Genomic DNA, 14255 nt, shown 5'->3' with positions numbered 1-14255 from the left:
GCCGTGTCGCCTCACGTCGATTCGAGCGGGTGCGGCCCGCATCCCCGACCGGTTCTGTCCATCAGCCGTCCATGGGGTTCCTTCATGCCATTTTCCGTATACGCGCTCGGGCTCGCCGTCTTCGCACAGGGCACGTCCGAGTTCATGCTGTCCGGCCTGCTGTCGGGCATCTCCGCCGAACTCCACGTCTCCATCCCCGCCGCAGCCCTGCTGACCTCGGCCTTTGCCGTCGGGCTCGTGATCGGGGCGCCACTGATGGCGCTGCTGGGGCGCAACTGGCCGCGCCGCCGGGCCCTGTTGTTCTTCCTCTGCGTCTTCGCGGCCGCCCATGTCATCGGCGCGGTCACCTCCAGTTACGGTCTGCTGCTCGCGACGCGGGTCGCCGGCGCGCTGGCGAACGCCGGTTTCTGGGCGGTCGCCCTGGTGACCGCGGTCGCCCTGGCCGGGCCGGGGGCCCGTGCCCGTGCCACCTCCGTAGTGGTCGGCGGCGTCACCGTCGCCTGTGTGGCGGGGGTGCCCGCCGGGGCGTGGCTGGGCGGGCAGTGGGGGTGGCGGGCGGCGTTCTGGGCCGTCGCCCTCGTCTCGCTGCCGGCGATCGCCGTGATCGCGGCGGCGATTCCGGCGGGCCGGCCCCCGGCAGCCCTGCCGAGCGCCCGCGCCGAACTGCGCAGCCTGTCCGGGCGCGGGCTGCGGCTGGCCCTGCTGACGAGCGCGCTCGTCCAGGGCGCGACCTTCTGCGCGTTCTCGTACCTCGAACCGATCGTCACGCGGGTCACCGGGTTCGGCTCCGCGTGGGTGCCGGTCCTGCTCGCCCTGTTCGGGACCGGCTCGTTCATCGGGGTCACCGTCTGCGGCCGGGTCATCGACTCCCGGCCCCTCGCGCTGACCGCGGCCGGCCTGGTGGCACTGGCCCTCGGCTGGGCCCTCTTCGCGTGTGCCGCGGGCAGCCCCGCGGCGGTGGTGGTACTCGTCCCCGTCCAGGGGATGCTGGCTTTCGGCACCGGCACCGCGCTGATCTCGCACGTGTTCCGCCTGGCGCCCGGCGCGCCGACGCTGGCCGGGTCGTTCGCCACCGCGGCGTTCAACGTGGGCGGCGCGCTCGGGCCCTGGCTCGGCGGGCTCGCGATCGGCGCGGGGTACGGCTTCCGGGCACCGCTCTGGGTGAGCGCGCTGCTGATGGTCCTCGCGATCGGTGGAGCCGGAGCCGCCTGGGCCTGCCGCCCGGCGCCGGAGGCGGCAGCGGTGCCGGGCGGGGCACCGGGCTCCGGCTGAGGTGCGAGCCGGGGCGTCCGGCGCGACCCCGAGGCCGCGCCGGACGCCCGCGCCCCCGCGCTCAGAGGTCGAGGTCGACGACCACCGGGGCGTGGTCGGACGCGCCCTTGCCCTTGCGCTCCTCCCGGTCCACGTAGCTGTCCTTGACGGCGGCGGTGAACGGGGCGTTGCCGTAGACGAGGTCGATGCGCATGCCCTTGTTCTTCGGGAAGCGCAGCTCGCGGTAGTCCCAGAAGGTGTAGGGACGGTCGTACTTCAGGGGGCGCGGCACGACGTCGGAGAGGCCCTCCTCGCGCAGCGCCGCGAGGGCGGCCCGCTCCGCGGGCGTGACATGGGTGGCGCCTTCGAAGAGGGCCGGGTCCCAGACGTCCTCGTCGGTCGGGGCGACGTTGAAGTCACCGATGACCGCGAACGGCAGCGCGCCGGCGGCGTCCGCGGCGACCGCCGTCCGCAGCGCCTCGAACCAGCGCAGCTTGTACGCGTAGTGCTCGTGCTCGACCTCGCGGCCGTTGGGGACGTACACCGACCAGAGGCGCAGCGGTCCGCAGGTCGCGCTGATCGCGCGGGGCTCCTGCACGGCGTCGTACGCGGGGCCGTCCGGCAGCCCCGTCACGACGTCGGACAGGCCGGCCCGGGAGACGATCGCCACCCCGTTCCACCGGCCGGTGGCGTTGACCGCGGATTCGTAGCCGAGCTCGCGGAGCGCCTCGGTGGGGAACTGCTCCGCGGTGCACTTGGTCTCCTGGATGCACAGCACGTCCGTGCCGGTGCTCTCCAGCCAGGCGAGCAGCCGGGGCAGGCGGGCGGTGATCGAGTTGACGTTCCAGGTGGCGATGCGCATGTACGTAAACCTAGCGGCTCCCACTGACATCGATACGCGCGGCGGCCGACGGGGCGCCGGCCGCCTCACACCCCCGTCGAGTCCCCCGGTGCCAGCCGGCCGTGGTCGGTACCGCCGAGGCCGCCGATCTGGGCGTCGTAGACGGGGCGGGCCAGATCGGTGAGCAGCGCGTCGTGGATGTCGATGGCGCGGCGCGGCTTCACCTCGCGGACGTAGTCGATGACCTCGGAGATCTTGTTCCACGGAGCCATCACCGGAAGCATCAGCGTGTCGACCGGCCGGCCGGGCACCGTGAGCGCGTCACCGGGGTGGAAGAGCGAGTCGTCGACCAGGAAGCCGATGTTGGTGATCCGCGGGATGTCCGGGTGGATCACCGCGTGGAGCTCGCCGTGCACCTGGACGTCGAACCCGGCGGCGGTGAAGGTGTCACCGTGCCCGACGGTGTGGACGCGCCCCGGGAACGCCGCGCTCAGCTGCCCGGCCACGCTGCGCAGGGTCCAGATCTCGGCGGCCGGGTTGGCCTCCAGACCGGCCCGCAGCCGCTCCTCGTTGAAGTGGTCGGGGTGTTCGTGCGTGACCAGGATCGCCTCCGCGCCGATCGCGGCGTCCTCCTCGGAGAAGCCGCCCGGGTCGATGACGAGCGTGCGCCCGGCCTTCTCCAGACGGATACAGGAGTGGGACTTCTTGGTCAGCGTGAGCGCGAACGGCTCGGGGTTCACAGCGTTCATGGGCCCCATCCTGCTACGCGGGCGGTGTCGTTTCGGCCTGAATCACCGACTGCGCGACCTTGAAGGCGGCACTCGCGGCCGGAATGCCGCAGTAGACGGCCGTCTGCAGCAGTACCTCCCGGATCTCGACCGGGGTGAGGCCGTTGCGCAGGGCCGCGCTGACGTGTGCGGCGAGGCTCTCCAGGTGTCCGGAGGCGACCAGCGCGGTGAGGGTGACGGTGCTGCGTGTGCGCCGGTCCAGCCCCTCCCTGCCCCACACCTCGCCCCAGGCGTAGCGGGTGACGAGCTCCTGGAAGTCGTCCGTGAAGCCGTCGGAGGCGGCCGTGACCGCGTCCACATGGGCGTCCCCGAGCACCTCGCGGCGGATCCGCATGCCCCTCGGGTACGGATCGGCCCGCCCCTGCGAGGGTTCCGCGGGCCGCGCGGTGGCCGCGGTGATCTCCGCGACGGGCAGTACGGGGGCGGAGAGCCGGGGTGCGAAGGAGGGCGCGGGGATGGCCGCCTGAGTGTCCTGCCAGGCGGCGGAGAAGTGGGTGAGCAGGAGATCGGTGACGGCTCCGGGCTGCTCGACCGGGGCCAGGTGCGAGGCGCCGGGGACCAGGGCCAGCCGGGCGTCGGGTATGCCCGCGACCAGGGTGCGGGCGTCGCCGGGTCCGGTGACCCGGTCCTCCGCCCCGACCAGGACGAGCGTGGGGACACCGATCCGGCCCAGTTCGCCACGGATGTCGAAGGCGGCGAGGGCCTCGCAGGCGGCTATGTAGCACCCGGGGTCGGTGGTCCGGACCATCTGGACGGCCCACTCGACGATGGCCGGCTGCGCGGCGGCGAACCCCGAGGTGAACCACCGCTCCGGCGCGGCGCGGGCCATCGGCTCCAGCCCGTTGGTGCGGACGATCACCCCGCGCTGACGGAACTCGTCGGCGCTGCCGAACCGCGCGGAGGCGGCCACCAGGGCCAGCGACGCCACCCGGTGCGGGTGGCGCAGCGCGAGCTCGGCCCCGATCGCGCCGCCGATGGAGCAGCCCGCGTATCCGAAGCGCTGGACGCCGAGGCCGTCGAGGGTGGCGAGCAGTCGGTCGGCGAGTTCACCGACGGCGGTGGCCGGGTGGGCGGGCGCGCCGCCGTGGCCCGGGAGGTCGAAGCGGAGGACTCTCCAGTGCTGGATGAGGTCGGCTATCTGCCGGTCCCACATGTGCCATGTGGTACCGAGGCTTGGTCCGAGCACCAACACAGGTGCGTCCTCTGGCCCGTCTACCTGGTATTTCAACGTTTTGTTGTCTGTCTGGCTCACAGTCCTACGCTCCCACGTCTCACAGCCGTCTCACACCCCCCTCCTGAGCACTCTGAAGACCGCCCCGTGTCATAGCGGCTCCACGGAGATCCTCTATGTCCGGCTTCACGTACCAACGCTTGGTGGTCCTGACGTTGGTGTGCCCCGCCCATCGTGCCAGCAAGTGATCCGGCACCCCATGACTCGTCACGTCGCCGCCGGAGCGGACGGCTCCGCCGAGAGCGTCGCGGCAGTCGGCTGGGCAGCCCAGGAGGCGATGCTCCGGGCCGTTCCCCTGCTCCTGGTCCACGTGGAAGAGACGCCCGCCGCGGGATGGCGCAGAACCGCCACGACAGCGTGAAACACCCGGCGACGCCGGCTCGGGCATCGGCCTCGGACTCGAGCAGCGTGTGGCCGAAGGCCTGGCCGGTGTGATTCGGCCCTGGCGGTCCAGATTCACAGAGGTCAACGTGACGGAGAGGACCGTGAACGGACCGGCAGCCGCTGAACTGATCCACGCTTCGGAGGGTGGCGCCCTTCTTGTCGTCGGACGCCGCAGCGGGGGCGCGTCCTCGGGACACCGCCCCGCACACGAGTGAGCGCGCTCGGACAAACGCTGGGCATCGAGGTGCGCTCCCCCGGGCTCAGCCGTCGTCCCCCGGAGCACCGCGCACGATGATCCTGCGACCTGTGACGCGCCGGGGCGAGAGCACCATGACGTGCTCGCGCCCCTCCCCCGCCCACGGTGCCGAGTAGGCCGACTCCCTGAGCCGACGAGCGGCTTCCTCGTCCGCCACCACATGAACGGGCCCGACGAGCAGCACACTCCACCCTCTGCTGAAGGCGTCGTCGATGTGATCGGCCTCGAAGGCGATCTCTGTGCCGTCGGCGGCGGCGAGCGGGGAGTGCTCACCAGTGCTGAACATGACCCCGCCGTCCAGCACCTGGTAGTTGAGCGGCAGCATGACCGGCCCGTCTCCGCCGGCCAGCGCCACCCTTCCCACGCCGTGATCGCCGAGCAGGGCCCAGGAATCCGCTTCGTCGAGTTCCACCGTTCGGGCTTGCTCGGCCGCTTTGGCAAGCCCCGTCGGCAGATCCCCGGTCGCGCCTGTCAGCTCCTCGACGGTTGTTTCGAGGGCGTTGGCCAGCCGGAGCAGAATACCGATGCCGGGCGCCGCCGAGGAGTGCTCCTCGACGTACTCGATGTAGCTGGGCGCCGCGGCTGCGCGCAACGCGAGGTCCTGCCTGGACAGGCCCAGCTGCCTGCGGCGCGTGGCGACACGCCGACCGATGTCACCTCTCGCCGCATACGGTTGTGAGGACATCGTCGGGGCTCCCTGTTCATCGACACGTCGTACGTGCCAACGCTAGTCAGACTCGGGGCCAGGCGCAGGGTGGGACCGCCCCGTGCTGCCACGGGGCGCGGGCGGTGGCTGGACGGCAGGAGAGCTGCGGGAGCCGAGAACGACGACGCTGCCCTCGGTCTCGCTCGCGTCGGTGGCTCCAGGGGCGAAGGCGAGGATGGCGAGTGCGGCGCCGTCATCGCCGCGATCATGATCGACCCGGCGAGTGCCGCACCCCGTGCTTCAGGCGCTGCGGACACGGAAGCCGACCCGAGCCGGGGACGACAGCGCACCCGTGCCGAGCCCGATCAGCAGAAGAGGGATGGTGACGATTTCCGCACTGGCATCCGCGTCGAGCGCGGCCACGAGGACCAGCGCATCGGCGAACGACGCGGTCCCGAGCCGCACCACCCACCGCGGTGAGACGTCCGGGAAGAAGTCGGGGACCAGGATGGCTGCCGCCGGCAGCGTCACGGAGAGCGGCAGAATGCGGGCGCCGGATTGAGCGCGGACAGCCCGGCACCGACAGGACCAATGCGAGGACGCTCACCGACCGGCACATCCGCGAGACGGCCGGCGAGCGCCCAGGATGCCGATCACCACCACGCGACGCCACCGGTCAGCGCCGGAGTCCGTTCGGCCATCGCGGACTCCAGGCCCGGCAGCGGGGAGTCCGCGATGAAGGCGACCTCCCTGCGGTGGGCGGCGATGGTCCCTGCCGGAGTGTCGGCGTAGAGCCGGACCACGCTGGACGGCGCCGGCAGGTACCTGCGTGGCCATTCCAGCGGGAGTGACGCCAAGGGAGGATTCAGCGGCCGGCCGGTGCCCCGCCGGATGTGAGTGCGGCCATGTCCACGACCCGGTCTGCGGCCTCCGCCACGGCCGGGTCGTGCGTCGCCACGACCGTGACGCAGCTGTCCTGGTGGGCCCGCTCGGCGAGGAGCGCGGCCAGGTCACCGGCCTGGGAACGGTCGACAGCCGCCGTCGGCTCGTCGATCAGCAGCAACTTCGGTGAGAGGAAGAGCGCACGGGCCAGAGCCACACGCTGGCGTTCGCCGCCGGAGAGCTGTTCGGGCCGGTGACGCAGGCGATGGCTCAGCCCCACCCGGGTCAGGGCCTCCTCGGCGCGGGAGCGGTGTGCGCGGGGGCGTTCGCCGCTGATGTACACCGCGGCGAGCAGCTGGTCGGTGGCCGTGAGGCCGGAGAGCAGGTTGCCGCTCTGGAACATGTAGCCGATCCGTTCCCGGCGGACTTTGGCTCGCTGGGCATCGGAGAGCCCGGCGAGGTCCTCGCCGTCCAGCAGGACTTGCCCCTCGGTGGGCCGCAGCAGCGCGCCCGCGAGGGCGAGCAGCGTGGACTTTCCGGAGCCCGACGGACCGACGAGAGCCGTCATGCGGCCGGGTTCGAAGGTGACGTCGAGGCCGTCGAAGACGGTGGTACGGGCGTCGGCGCGGCCGAACGTGACGGATATGCCGGTCAGTTCGAGGCTCATCGGTTGGCTCCCAGCATGGTCAACGGGTCGGCTCGGGTGACCCGGCGCAGGGTCAGGGCGGTGCCCGCGAGGCCCACGGCCGCGACGGTGCACATGGTGGCGGCGAGGGTCGCGGCGGGCAGGCTGAACGGCACCTGCTCGCCGACCAGTAGCCCGACCGCTCCGGCGAGCACGGCGCCCGCCGCGGTACCCAGGACGACGACCAGGGCCGCCTGAAGGACGGTGTGGGCGAGGAGCCGCCTGCGAGAGGCGCCCATGGCCCGCAGCAGGGCGAGTTCTGGTTGTCGCTGCACGGTCCACACGGCGAAGAACGCGCCGACCACGAGCGGGGCGATCAGATAGAGGAAGACCTGGATCGAGTTCATGGTGACACGCTCCCCGGTATAGCCGGGGGCCGCCTCGTATGCCTTCTCCTTGGTGAGCGTGGTGGTGGAGTAGCGCGCGTCAAGGGCAGCGGTGGAGGCCCCGTCGGGCGGGGTGCGCAGGGCGAGGGCGCTGAACTGGCCGGGGATCGCGGCTGTCGCGGACGCCGGGGCGCCCGGGGTGCTGAAGCGGATGCGCTGCCAGGTCTTCAACGGGACGTAGGCAACGGGGACATGGCCGTAGCTGGAGCGCTCGGTCGCTCCGACGACCCGCAGTTCGATGCCGAGACGGTCGATGACGAGGGTGTCACCGACGCGCACGCCCTCATCGGCGAGCTTGGCGGACATCACCATGCTGTCCGCCGTGCCCGCGAGGCTGTCTCCCTCGGTGACGGAGGGGGCGAGGAAGGAGCCGGGTTCGACGCCGAAGGCGGCGAGATCGACCTCGGCGCCACGATTCGTGGTGCCGCGGGTGATGGACACCCCCAGCGGAGTCGTCTCGGTGTCCGCGTCCTTGCTCCACGCGTCGGCGGTCTTCGCGTCGAGGAGACTGCGGGCGAACTGATCGGACCGGGCGTCCGAGGAGAAGACCAGCTGTGCGGCAGGCAGGCGGCGCAGCGCGGAGATGGTGTCGTCGCCCAGGCCGGTCGTGAAGCCGGAGACGATGCCGATGAGTGCGGCGACGAGCACCACGACGGATCCCATGAGCAGGAAGCGCCCTCGGGCGGCGCGCAACTCCAGCAATGCGAGGAACACGGCGGTTCCCTTCGATGGATCGATGTTAGGGACAGTGCGTCGCTAACATAGATGATGGAGACGCGGCGTCCCTAAGTGGGGTCGGCCTGGCGCGCTACGGGGCCTGGCGCATTACGGGGGCTTCTAGACTGGACCGGTGCCCAGGATCAGAGCCGCCACGGTTGCCGAGCACCACGCCCAGCAGCGACTGGCGCTGGTGCGGGCGGCACGCGAACTGCTGGAGAGCGGCGACGCCGATGCCGTGACCTTCACCGCGATCGCCAAGGCCACGGGCCTCGCCCGCAACAGCGTGTACAAGTACTTCCCAGGCCGCCCCGAGCTGCTTGCCGCAGTCGTCGAGGACGCGATGCCACGCTGGACGGACGCCATCCGGGCCGGCATGTCGGCGGCCGGTACGCCCGAGGAGAAGATCACCGCCTACGTGTCGTCGCAGCTGGCCCTGGTGCGCGGCGGGGAGCACCGGATCGCCCAGGCGCTGGCCGGGGTCCGGGATGCGGCGGTGGTGCGGGAGAGCGCGGTGCGGGCCCACCGGGAGCTGCTCACTCCGCTGATCGGCGCGCTGACGGAGCTGGGCGAGGAGGATCCGCGGCGCACGGCGCTGCTCCTCCAGGGAATCGTCAACGCGGCCACGACGGCCATCGAGAACGGCGACGACGCGGCAGCCGTGACGGACCGGGCGGTACGCATGGCCGTCACAGCGATCACCGGAACGCACCCGGGCCAGTGAGAGCCCCAGTCAGTGCCGGGCACGACACCCGTGGCCACGGGACCGGGGAGATCTCCACCGCCTGAGGCGCCGCCGCAACAACCCACGCCAGGATCCGCTGCCTCGGCGAGCAGGCACGGTCCCGGACCGCCCAACTCGCCGGTGGCTGCCCCGGCGCTCCACAGTCCGGGACTGTGCCAGCTGGCACCGAGGGAGGGGCCGATCACAAGGACCGGTGCGTCTTCTGGCCCGTCAAAGCGGTGCTGGAGGGTCTGCTGCGGCGTCTCGCCCATCCGACTCACGCCCTCACCTCCCACGACCCGTTCTCCTCCCAGCCCGAGCGGTGAGCACCTGGTGCGAGGAGCCGTCGCTCGCCGGCCAGCACGGCGTCGCTGGTCTCGCGGGTCTGGAACCATCCACCCAGCCCGACCGGGATCCACTACGTCTACGTGCACGGCTGGCAGACCGCACCGGCCGTCGCGCAGCGGCGCGCGACGGCCCCGCTCACCCGGGCCCGGGAGCTGGCCGCCGCGCATCCGGACCGGTTCCGCAACCGGTCCGGGGGTTCCCGGTCGGCGGCGGCAGGAGTAGCCGCCGGTCCACCGTGATCAGTTTCGTCGGGAGATCCCTACCCACTCGGCGCACGCCCTGTACAGCCGCAGGTCAGCTCCGGGCCTCCCGCAGATCTGCCGCGAGCGAGACGATGGCCGCGGGATTGCGCGGGCTCTCGACGAGGTCCACGTAGTCGAGGACGACGATGCGGTCGTTCTTGATCGCCGACACATTGGCCAGCGGCGGATAGGACTTCAGGAACTTCCGCTTCTGCTCCGCGCTGGTGTCCCCGTAGTTGTTGATGACGATCACCTCGGGGTCCCGCTCGACGACGGTCTCCCATCCCACCGTCGTCCAGGTGTCCTTGAGGTCCTTCATGACGTGGTCGCCGCCGGCCCTGGTGATGATGTCGTGCGGTCCGGCGTAGGCGCCCGAGGTCAGCGGCTTGTCCCGGCCGTCGTCGTAGAGGAACACCCTCGGCCGGTCGGTGCCCTTCAGGGCGGTCGCCTGCGCCTGGGCCACCTCTTTCCGGAAGCGCGTGATCAGGGATTCGGCGCGCTTCTCGACGTCGAAGATCTTCCCCAGGTTCCGGAGGTCGGTGTAGAGCGCGTCGAGTGGCGCCATCACTCCCCGCGCCTTCCCCCGCCCGTTGCGGCACGACTCACTCAGCAGGTAGGAGTCGATGCCCACCTTCTTCAGGGCCGCCGGGGTGAATCCGTCCCCCTCGTTGAACCCGTAGCTCCAGCCCGCGAAGACCAGATCGGCGCGTGCGTCGAGGACGAGTTCCTTGTTGATCGTCTCCTTGGACAGCCAGGCGGTCTTCTTGTAACCGCCCTTCCAGGGCACGGACGTCAGATCCCCCTTGTCGTCGGGCATCACATAGCCCGCCATGTGGTCTTCGAGTTCCAGCGCGAACATGATCTCGGTGATGCCGACGTCGTTGGTGACCACGCGCCGCGGGGCCTTGTCGTAGGTCTTCTTCTCCCCGCAGTTCTCGACGGTCACCGGGTAGTGGCCCCCGGCCGCGGGAGTGCTCTTGTCGTTGCTCCCGTCCTGCGGGGTGATCTCGGCGCCGCAGCCGCTGAGGGCCATGACAGCGGTGAGGGCGAGGCCGAGTGCGGCAGGACGTATCGGGCTGGGCATGGTGGCAGTGCTTCCTTAAGAGGGGACGACGGGGAGGAGGCGGTCGAAGATCAGCTGTACGGCGCCGGTCTCCGGGTGCGGTACTCGATGCGCCCGGACGCCGAAGACCTCGGCCAGCAGCTCGGGGGTGAGTACGTCGTGCGGGGCGCCCGATGCGACGATCCGGCCCCCGTCGATGACATGGAGGACGTCGCAGTGGAGTGCGGCGAGATTGAGGTCGTGCAACGCCGTGAGCACGGTCAGTCCGCTGGCCCGCACCAGGGCCAGTACCTCCAGCTGCTGGGCGATGTCCAGGTGGTTGGTGGGCTCGTCGAGCACCAGCGCCCGTGGCTGCTGCGCCATGGCGCGGGCGATCAGGACCCGCTGCTTCTCGCCTCCGGACAGGGTCAGGAAGCCCCGGTCGGCCAGGTGGCCGGCCCCGACCTCCGCCAGCGCCGCCTCGCACGTGCGCCGGTCCTCCTCGGACGCTCGGGCCGTCGCTCCCTGGTGCGGCATCCTCCCCATCGCCACGATCTCGGCGACGGTGAAGTCGAACTCGTGACTCGACTCCTGGGGAAGCGCGGCCAGTCGGCGCGCGCTCTCCCGCGGACTCAGGGCGTACAGGTCCTCGCCACCGATCCGGACGGTTCCGGCGGAGGGGCTCAGCGCCCGGTAGACGCAGCGCAACAGCGTTGACTTCCCGCTGCCGTTGGGCCCCACCAGGCCGACGAGCTGAGCTTCGCCCGCTCGCAGGGTGATGTCCTCCACCAGCCGCGCGCCGGCGATCTCCACGGTCAGTGCGTCGATATCGATCCGCATCACGCGCCTCCGAAGGTGTAGGAGCGGCGGCGCATGAGCAGGATGAAGCACGGCACGCCGATCATCGCGGTCAGCACGCCGACCGGCAGTTCGGCCGGGGCGAGCAGCACGCGCGAGAGGATGTCCACCCAGATCAGCAGGACGGCCCCCGCGAGCGGTGCGACGGCCAGCAGGCGGCGGTGATCCGCGCCGACCAGCATCCGTGCGGCGTGCGGGACCATCAGCCCGACGAAACCGATCGCGCCACTCACCGCGACCAGTGCCCCGGTGACCGCGGCGGAGACCAGGAACAGCTCCTTGCGCAGCCTGCCGGCGTCCACTCCCAGGGTGGCGGCGGTCTCGTCGCCCATCGCCAGGGCGTTGAGCCGGCGCGCCGACCACCCGAGGTGGACCAGGCCACCGATCGTCGCGCCCGCGGCAATCGGCACGGAGGACCAGGTGGCGCCCCCGAGGCTGCCGAGCATCCACATCATCGCGGAGCGGGCGGCATCGCCCCGCTCCGCGGCGAACACCATGAACGTGGTGATGGCCGAGAAGCCGTAGTACATGGCCGTGCCCGTCAGGACCAGGCGCAGCGGGGTCAGTCCGCGTGCGGTGCGGGCGACCGCGTAGACGAGCACCATCGCGAGGAGCGCGGCGAGGAAGGCCGCCGTGGACAGCGCCCAGACGCCGAATGCGCCGAAGACCCCGAAGATGAGTACGGCGTTCGCACCGACGGCCGCGCCGGAGGAGATACCGAGGACGAACGGGTCGGCCAGGGCGTTGCGGACCATGGCCTGCACCGCGACGCCGATCGCGGCCAGGCCGGCTCCGACGACCGCGGCCAGCACGGCTCGTGGAAAGCGCAGCTCCCACACGATGGTGTACCCGGGGACGTCGCCGGGACCGATCCGCTGCCCCGTCAGGCCGGCCCACAGGTAGTGCGACACCTCTGCCCAGGAGATCCCCGAGGCGCCGATTCCCGCTCCGCAGACCAGGGAGAGCGGCAGCAGGGCGCACAGAGTGGTCACCAGCAGGGACAGGGGTACGCGCCGGGGAGGAGCGGGCCCGCCGCCGGCCCGCGCGGCGCGCGAGGGCGGGGCAGGTATGCGTTCGAGGGGAGTGACCACGGTCGGATCGCTTTCACCTCAGGCCGTGCACCTGCACGATCGAAGGAGCGGCCCGGACGCGAGGCGCCCTGTGCAGCACCTCTCGCAGTCCACGGCGAATTGACAGGAGCCTTCACCGCCGCGGGTAATCGGGCTCGCGGAGCCATCAGGAGGGCTCCGCCTACCGTTGCGGGTCAGCGCCGGAATTCGACCGGACTTCCCCCGCGGGGCGTGAGCAGCTTACGGGTAGGGCACGCCGCCCTCCTTTTCGCCCCTGCGTCCCGAGCCGCCCCCGATCACCTTGAGCAGTCCCTGAGCGGTCCCCCGGGCCACGGGCATGCCCTCGCGATCACCTTGGAGCCGGGCACCCCGGCCGCCGGACGGCCGGCCCTGCCGAGCCGCAGCGCGACGCCGCCCGGTGGCCCCCACCGCTCCCGACCGGCCTGGGTCCTCTCCTGCTTGAGTCCCCTCCCGTTTGACTGAGTAGACCTGTCTGTCTAATCTAGCTCAACAGCCTAGACAGACAGGTCTACTCATACTCTGGACGGGAATGGTCATGACGAATCCCCCGGTCGTCCCGATGTCCGAACCGGCCCGCGTCCCGGACGCGGCGCCCACCGACCCCGGGCCCGACACCGGGTCCGACACCGGATCCCGATCTACCGCCGTCCCCGCCGCCATATCCGCCCGGGGCCGACGGCTGCCGCCGAACGTGGCGCTGTACGTACTCGCCTCGGTCACCATCTCGTTCCTGGCGGCCTCCAGCGCACCGACCCCGCTCTACGCGGTCTACCAGGCGGAATGGGGCTTCGACCCGATCACCACCACCGTGGTCTTCGGCGTCTACGCGGTGGCCGTGCTGCTCGGGCTGCTCACCATGGGCAAGCTCTCCGACCACGTCGGCAGGCGGCCGGTGCTGCTCGGCGCGCTGGCGGCCCAGGCCCTCTCGATGGTCGTGTTCGCCACCGCCGACGGCGTACCGGCACTGCTGGTCGCCCGGATCGTCCAGGGCCTGTCGACCGGCGCGGCGCTCGGTGCGGTCGGTGCGGGGATGATGGACATCGACCGGCCGCGCGGCACCCTCACCAACGCGGTCGCCCCGGGCATCGGCACGGCGACCGGCGCGCTGGTCTCCGGCCTCGTCGTCCAGTTCCTGCCCGCCCCCACACATCTGGTCTACCTCGGGCTGCTGGCGGTCTTCGTCCTCCAGGCGGTCGCCGTCGCCCTGATGACGGAGACGGTGACCCGCAAGCCGGGGGCGCTGGCGAGCCTGGCGCCGGAGATCAGGCTGCCGCGCGCCGTACGCCGCCCGATGCTGGTGGCCGCGCCGGTGCTGTTCGCCGTCTGGGCGCTGGCCGGACTGTACGGGTCGCTGGGCCCCTCCCTGGCACGCCGGCTGACCGGTTCCGGCTCCGAAGTGCTCGGCGGGCTGAGCCTGTTCGTGCTCGCCGGGGTGGCCGCCGTCTCCGTACTGGTCCTGCGCGAGGCGGCGACCCGGACGGTGATGCTCACCGGCATCCTCGCGCTGATCGCCGGGGTGGCCCTCACCCTCGCCTCGATCCGCGACCCCTCCCCCGCCGGCTTCTTCGCCGGTACCGCCCTCGCGGGCGTCGGCTTCGGCAGCGGGTTCCAGGGCGGCATCCGTACGGTCATGCCGCTGGCCCGGCCGCACGAGAGTTCCGGGGTGCTGTCGCTGCTCTTCGTCGTCTCCTATCTGGGCATGGGAGTGCCCACCGTGATCGCCGGGTTCCTCGTCGTCCACGCGGGCGGGCTGGCCGCCACCGCACAGGAGTACGGCGTCGCCGTGATCGTCCTCGCGGCGTTCGCGCTGCTCGGGCTGGTGCGCGGGGGCCGGGACGGGGCGGCGGTCCTGCCGGGCGAGCGGATCGGCGGCGACGCCTGAG

At 71.8% G+C, this 14255-nt stretch carries 15 protein-coding genes, 1 pseudogene and 1 riboswitch; of the genes and pseudogenes, 4 read left to right on the top strand and 12 right to left on the bottom strand.

All coding sequences use genetic code 11. The features are described from left to right. Window positions 1-84: 84 nt before the first annotated feature. Window positions 85-1272: a Cmx/CmrA family chloramphenicol efflux MFS transporter gene (locus tag ACIP89_RS19100; protein ID WP_401933518.1), complete on the top strand. Its 1188-nt coding sequence runs from the start codon at window positions 85-87 to the stop codon at window positions 1270-1272. Window positions 1273-1333: 61 nt separating this feature from the next. Here the strand turns inward: ACIP89_RS19100 and ACIP89_RS19095 are convergent, their stop codons facing one another. The 3 genes from ACIP89_RS19095 to ACIP89_RS19085 form a co-directional block, all read right to left on the bottom strand. Continuing rightward, complete coding sequence (locus ACIP89_RS19095) at window positions 1334-2113, bottom strand: exodeoxyribonuclease III (RefSeq protein WP_073735133.1); 780 nt, start codon at window positions 2111-2113, stop codon at window positions 1334-1336. A gap of 65 nt (window positions 2114-2178) precedes the next feature. Next, window positions 2179-2832 (bottom strand): MBL fold metallo-hydrolase, encoded by a 654-nt coding sequence (locus ACIP89_RS19090; RefSeq protein WP_401930219.1) that lies wholly within the window; start codon window positions 2830-2832, stop codon window positions 2179-2181. A gap of 22 nt (window positions 2833-2854) precedes the next feature. Beyond that, window positions 2855-4132 (bottom strand): alpha/beta fold hydrolase, encoded by a 1278-nt coding sequence (locus tag ACIP89_RS19085; protein WP_401929961.1) that lies wholly within the window; start codon window positions 4130-4132, stop codon window positions 2855-2857. 178 nt (window positions 4133-4310) lie between these two features. Here ACIP89_RS19085 and ACIP89_RS19080 point away from each other — a divergent pair, with 178 nt between their 5' ends. Continuing rightward, window positions 4311-4472, top strand: coding sequence for a universal stress protein (locus tag ACIP89_RS19080; RefSeq protein ID WP_401929963.1), 162 nt, complete (start codon window positions 4311-4313; stop codon window positions 4470-4472). A 283-nt stretch (window positions 4473-4755) separates the two neighbouring features. On the opposite strand, the gene ACIP89_RS19075 is transcribed toward ACIP89_RS19080, so the two are convergent. The 5 genes from ACIP89_RS19075 to ACIP89_RS19055 all read right to left on the bottom strand — a co-directional run bounded on the left by ACIP89_RS19075 (window position 4756) and on the right by ACIP89_RS19055 (window position 8064). Continuing rightward, entirely contained in the window at window positions 4756-5436 is a 681-nt protein-coding gene (locus ACIP89_RS19075; RefSeq protein ID WP_402115808.1) for a helix-turn-helix domain-containing protein, read from the bottom strand. A 261-nt stretch (window positions 5437-5697) separates the two neighbouring features. Further along, window positions 5698-5928: a hypothetical protein gene (locus tag ACIP89_RS19070; RefSeq protein WP_402115807.1), complete on the bottom strand. Its 231-nt coding sequence runs from the start codon at window positions 5926-5928 to the stop codon at window positions 5698-5700. Between the two features lie 122 nt (window positions 5929-6050). Continuing rightward, window positions 6051-6254 carry a hypothetical protein gene (locus ACIP89_RS19065; RefSeq protein ID WP_402115806.1) on the bottom strand — a complete coding sequence of 68 codons (204 nt, stop codon included), beginning with the start codon at window positions 6252-6254 and terminating at the stop codon, window positions 6051-6053. An 8-nt stretch (window positions 6255-6262) separates the two neighbouring features. Next, on the bottom strand, window positions 6263-6946 hold the full coding sequence (locus ACIP89_RS19060; RefSeq protein ID WP_402115804.1) for an ABC transporter ATP-binding protein: 684 nt from the start codon (window positions 6944-6946) through the stop codon (window positions 6263-6265). After that, complete coding sequence (locus ACIP89_RS19055) at window positions 6943-8064, bottom strand: ABC transporter permease (protein WP_402115803.1); 1122 nt, start codon at window positions 8062-8064, stop codon at window positions 6943-6945. The genes ACIP89_RS19060 and ACIP89_RS19055 overlap by 4 nt, the downstream gene beginning before the upstream one ends. Before the next feature lie 136 nt (window positions 8065-8200). Here ACIP89_RS19055 and ACIP89_RS19050 point away from each other — a divergent pair, with 136 nt between their 5' ends. Then, window positions 8201-8791, top strand: a complete 591-nt coding sequence (locus tag ACIP89_RS19050) for a TetR/AcrR family transcriptional regulator (protein ID WP_402115802.1) — start codon at window positions 8201-8203, stop codon at window positions 8789-8791. A 173-nt stretch (window positions 8792-8964) separates the two neighbouring features. On the opposite strand, the pseudogene ACIP89_RS19045 reads toward ACIP89_RS19050, so the two are convergent. From ACIP89_RS19045 to ACIP89_RS19030, 4 genes and pseudogenes are all read right to left on the bottom strand, one after another. After that, window positions 8965-9063: pseudogene (locus tag ACIP89_RS19045) on the bottom strand (3-oxoadipate enol-lactone hydrolase); the annotation flags it as partial. A gap of 370 nt (window positions 9064-9433) precedes the next feature. After that, window positions 9434-10465, bottom strand: a complete 1032-nt coding sequence (locus tag ACIP89_RS19040) for an ABC transporter substrate-binding protein (protein ID WP_401929975.1) — start codon at window positions 10463-10465, stop codon at window positions 9434-9436. Window positions 10466-10480: 15 nt separating this feature from the next. After that, entirely contained in the window at window positions 10481-11263 is a 783-nt protein-coding gene (locus ACIP89_RS19035; RefSeq protein ID WP_401933492.1) for an ABC transporter ATP-binding protein, read from the bottom strand. Then, window positions 11263-12372: a FecCD family ABC transporter permease gene (locus ACIP89_RS19030; RefSeq protein WP_401929979.1), complete on the bottom strand. Its 1110-nt coding sequence runs from the start codon at window positions 12370-12372 to the stop codon at window positions 11263-11265. The genes ACIP89_RS19035 and ACIP89_RS19030 overlap by 1 nt, the downstream gene beginning before the upstream one ends. Window positions 12373-12473: 101 nt before the next feature. Continuing rightward, window positions 12474-12607: riboswitch (cobalamin riboswitch) on the bottom strand. Between the two features lie 300 nt (window positions 12608-12907). On the opposite strand from ACIP89_RS19030, the gene ACIP89_RS19025 reads away from it, so the two are divergent. Further along, window positions 12908-14254, top strand: a complete 1347-nt coding sequence (locus ACIP89_RS19025) for an MFS transporter (protein WP_402115801.1) — start codon at window positions 12908-12910, stop codon at window positions 14252-14254. The last annotated feature ends 1 nt before the right edge of the window (window position 14255 follow it).

The organism is Streptomyces sp. NPDC088730 (genome assembly GCF_044751215.1).
Lineage (GTDB): Bacteria > Actinomycetota > Actinomycetes > Streptomycetales > Streptomycetaceae > Streptomyces.
Note: the sequence above shows the minus strand (reverse complement) of the source record. Positions and strands in the feature narration are given on the sequence as shown.